The organism is Oribacterium sp. Sow4_G1_1 (assembly GCF_052116105.1).
GTDB lineage: Bacteria > Bacillota > Clostridia > Lachnospirales > Lachnospiraceae > Oribacterium.
Genome location: NZ_JBQKLS010000036.1, coordinates 1 through 3601, shown reverse-complemented (window position 1 = coordinate 3601; position 3601 = coordinate 1). Strand labels below are relative to the sequence as shown.

The window sequence follows — 3601 nt, the reverse complement described above, 5'->3', positions numbered from 1 at the left end:
AAAGAGGGTACCCCGGACCTTCTTTCTTTTTAATCTCATGACAGTATACAGATCAATCTCGTGACACGCAAGCAGATCAGCCCGAAGTCAATCTAGGCAGTCAACAACATTGATCCTGCCGGAAAGAGTAAATGTTCAAAGTGAACTTGCCAATTGGTTTGGAAAAGACTTTTCGAAACTGCAGATTGCTTTTACAAGTAATCTTGGAACGAATGCCGGAGTTATGGCAGCAAATGGACTGGGCTATCCGGTATCCATCGAAGGTGCTGCAAAGTATTGGCGGGAGGATATTCTTGTACAGCGAAGAATTTCTCCTGAAATCACAACAAGTACTGTGATTGCCTGGAGACGAAACATTCTATATTCTCTGGCGGTCAGTAAAATGATAGAAGAAATAAATGCTTTTCAGGCATAGAATTGAATTCAATATAAGCATTAGACATAATAAAAATATCAGGTATAAAATAGATGTATAAGAGAGATTCAAATCTTATACATCTATTTTTATACGAAAAATTCGCAAAGAAAGGGGATTTTTATTATGAGTAAAAATTTAGTCGCATTTTTCAGTGCAAGCGGGACAACAAAAAAAGTAGCAGCAATGATTGCAGAGGAAGCAAAAGCGGATTTATTTGAGATTGAGCCAAAAGTTCCATATACAAAGGCTGATCTTGACTGGATGAATAAAAAATCCCGCAGCAGTGTGGAAATGAGTGATAAGAAATACAGACCGGAGATCATAAAGAATAAGATGGATATGAGTTCTTATGACGAGATCTTTCTGGGATTTCCAATCTGGCGCTTTGCAGCAGGTGCGATTTTCAGCCAGTCTCCCGTTGAAAGACTGATTTCTTCTCCATCAATTATGGCTTTGCCGTTACCTGAAAGAATTCCATAGATTTCTTCATTTTCTTTATGAGAATGAACGAATGGGACACTTGCTCCTGCAGGTAGTTCGTTTAAACTGATTTCTGCACCAGTTAAAGACAGCTTTTCATGCAGCTCAATTTGATTTTCCTTTCCAATCGTTGTTTTTGTGTAATTTGCCATAATAATACCTCCATAGCGAATTTGTAGTTTCTGATTGCCAGGTATTAGTATGGTGTGAGACACATACAAAAACAAGTACGCACCTTTTTATAACTGCACACTTAAAATTGAATGTGTTACAATAGACGCGGAGGTAAGAATTATACGAACAAAAGAAGAATTACCAGAATGCCCAGTTGCAACAGCAGTATCTCTCATCGGAGGAAAATGGAAACTGCTGATTTTGCGTAACTTGAAAGATCGTCCATGGAGATTCAATGAGCTACAACGAAGTCTAGATGGTATTTCACAAAAGGTTTTGACAGATAGTTTAAGACAAATGATGAGTGATGGACTGGCATATCGCCACGATTACCATGAACAGCCACCGAGAGTTGAATACGGTTTAACAGAACTCGGAACAAAAATGCTTCCAATTATTAATTCACTTGCTGACTTTGGTAACTACTATAAATCAATTATTGAACAGAATTTGGCATAGCTTATGAGGTGACAATTAAAATGACATCTATTCAATACTATGATTCGCCGTTGGGGCGCATACGGATGGAGGCAGATGAGGTCGGTCTGACAGGACTATGGTCTGAAGGCTCAAAATACGATCGGCTACCGAATGAATACTTAGAGCAGGAGACGGAGATTCTGTTGGAAGGGAAGCGATGGCTGGATCAATACTTCTGTGGGCAGAAACCGGATTTCCTACCGCCATTACATCCGAAGGGATCCGCGTTCCAGATGACGGTCTGGGATATACTTCTGAAGATTCCATATGGTGAGACGATAAGCTACGGCGAGATCGCACATAAAATAGCTGAGAAACGAGGGATTTCCAGGATGTCAGCGCAGGCCGTCGGCGGAGCAGTCGGACATAATCCCATCGCGATCATCATTCCATGTCATCGGGTCGTGGGCGCAGATGGCAGCTTGACGGGGTATGCCGGCGGGCTTGATAAAAAAATCAAACTGCTGGAACTGGAGCATACTGCCTCTGTATTGTGAGATGATGAACATTCCATGGTGTGCATGGAATTGACAAGAAGAATCAACAGTACAAATTGGAAATTGTAAAGGAGTGAAATTGTCGTTATGAAGGATATCAAAACCACTTGTAAAATCGCATTAGTACAGGCAGAGCCTGTTATGTTCAGCAAAAGCGCATCACTTAAAAAGGCACTTCAATATATTTGTGAAGCAGCAAGCCAAAAACCGGATTTAATTGTTTTCCCGGAGCTGTTTATTCCGGGATATCCTGTTGGGATGAATTTCGGCTTTAGCATGGGAAAGCGAAGCGAGGAGGGTCGAAAAGACTGGAAACGATACTACGATGCCTCTGTTGTTGCCGGAGAGACGGAGTTTCAACAACTAGCAGAGGCAGCCAGAAAAGCAGAGGCGTATATCAGCCTCGGATTTTCCGAGCGGGACGCTGTTAGTGGAACGCTCTACAACAGTAATGTCATTTTTGAACCGAATGGGTCGTATAAGGTACACAGAAAGCTGAAGCCGACAGGCTCTGAGCGTGTTGTGTGGGGAGATGCGAATAAGGATTATTTCCCTGTTACTGAAACACCGTGGGGACCAATCGGCAGCATGATCTGTTGGGAAAGCTATATGCCGCTTGCTCGGGTAGCGCTCTATCAAAAGGGAATCACCATTTATATTTCGCCAAACACCAATGACAATCCAGAATGGCAAGCCACTATTCAGCACATTGCAATCGAGGGGAAATGTTTCTTTGTAAATGCTGATATGATTATCAGACGCAGTTCGTATCCTTCTGACTTGTGTGAGCGCAATATCGTATCGGAACTTCCGGAATTTGTGTGCAGAGGCGGAAGCTGCATCATTGATCCGTATGGTCATTATTTGACAAAGCCGGTTTGGGATGAAGAAACCATCATCTATGCAGAGCTCGATATGAGCCTGCCTGCCGCCTGTAAGATGGAGCATGATGCGATTGGACATTATGCACGTCCGGATATTCTTGAACTTAAAGTCAACGAAAAATAATAGTCTGTTGGCTCATCAAATTCCAGCTTGTCTCTGCCACGCTGATGAAAGCGTCTGGAAGTCAAGTGGAAGTTCATCTATTCCTATGGTATATTGAACGAGGTGCTTCTGAATCGAATACGGTGAAATATGGAGCACAGAGCATTTTCTACCCTGTGTTTCTTTTTATAAAGACCTATCGTTAAAAATGCAACCCCCTAGAGAAATTTTGCACCCCTAGGGTAAAAAACGGGAAGTCTACCTTATAACGATAGAAAATGCGAAAAATGCGCGGTATTCCTGCACCCCCTTGGAGACTACGATTTGACAACTATCGACTTCCGCATTTTGCTCGTTTACGCCCTTTTATGCGGTTTCTGTAAAAGAACGCAGATGTCGAGCAAATGCAGACACTGCGCATAAAGCGCAAAAATACGTCATTTTAAGGCATAGAAGGAGACCAGCTATGAAAAGTCAAGCATAGATTAGCAGAAAATTATCTTTTTTATCAGTGGCTATAAAAGGGTAACTCTAACAGAGCTCCCCAAAGGGTGCTTTTCAAAAT

General features: G+C 42.1%; 3 protein-coding genes and 3 pseudogenes. 5 read left to right on the top strand and 1 reads right to left on the bottom strand.

Features of this window, described 5'->3' with window-relative positions; all coding sequences use genetic code 11:
• Nucleotides 1–109: 109 nt before the first annotated feature.
• A pseudogene (locus tag ACTQ52_RS12195) lies at nucleotides 110–415 on the top strand (LysR family transcriptional regulator); the annotation flags it as partial.
• A gap of 126 nt (nucleotides 416–541) precedes the next feature.
• A pseudogene (locus ACTQ52_RS12190) lies at nucleotides 542–826 on the top strand (flavodoxin); the annotation flags it as partial.
• Here ACTQ52_RS12190 and ACTQ52_RS12185 read toward each other — a convergent pair.
• Nucleotides 796–1050, bottom strand: a pseudogene (locus tag ACTQ52_RS12185) (cupin domain-containing protein); the annotation flags it as partial. The pseudogenes ACTQ52_RS12190 and ACTQ52_RS12185 sit on opposite strands and share 31 nt — an antisense overlap.
• Before the next feature lie 142 nt (nucleotides 1051–1192).
• Here ACTQ52_RS12185 and ACTQ52_RS12180 point away from each other — a divergent pair.
• The 3 genes from ACTQ52_RS12180 to ACTQ52_RS12170 all read left to right on the top strand — a co-directional run bounded on the left by ACTQ52_RS12180 (nucleotide 1193) and on the right by ACTQ52_RS12170 (nucleotide 3057).
• Nucleotides 1193–1531 carry a winged helix-turn-helix transcriptional regulator gene (locus tag ACTQ52_RS12180; RefSeq protein WP_410043557.1) on the top strand — a complete coding sequence of 113 codons (339 nt, stop codon included), beginning with the start codon at nucleotides 1193–1195 and terminating at the stop codon, nucleotides 1529–1531.
• Nucleotides 1532–1551: 20 nt separating this feature from the next.
• Nucleotides 1552–2049: a methylated-DNA--[protein]-cysteine S-methyltransferase gene (locus ACTQ52_RS12175; protein WP_441982770.1), complete on the top strand. Its 498-nt coding sequence runs from the start codon at nucleotides 1552–1554 to the stop codon at nucleotides 2047–2049.
• Nucleotides 2050–2136: 87 nt separating this feature from the next.
• On the top strand, nucleotides 2137–3057 hold the full coding sequence (locus tag ACTQ52_RS12170; RefSeq protein ID WP_441982769.1) for a carbon-nitrogen hydrolase family protein: 921 nt from the start codon (nucleotides 2137–2139) through the stop codon (nucleotides 3055–3057).
• Nucleotides 3058–3601: the final 544 nt, after the last annotated feature.

Bases quoted from the DNA above. Each gene is read 5' to 3' on its own strand.
- ACTQ52_RS12170 (WP_441982769.1), top strand. From the start codon at position 2,137: ATGAAGGATATCAAAACCACTTGTAAAATCGCATTAGTACAGGCAGAG.
- ACTQ52_RS12175 (WP_441982770.1), top strand. From the start codon at position 1,552: ATGACATCTATTCAATACTATGATTCGCCGTTGGGGCGCATACGGATG.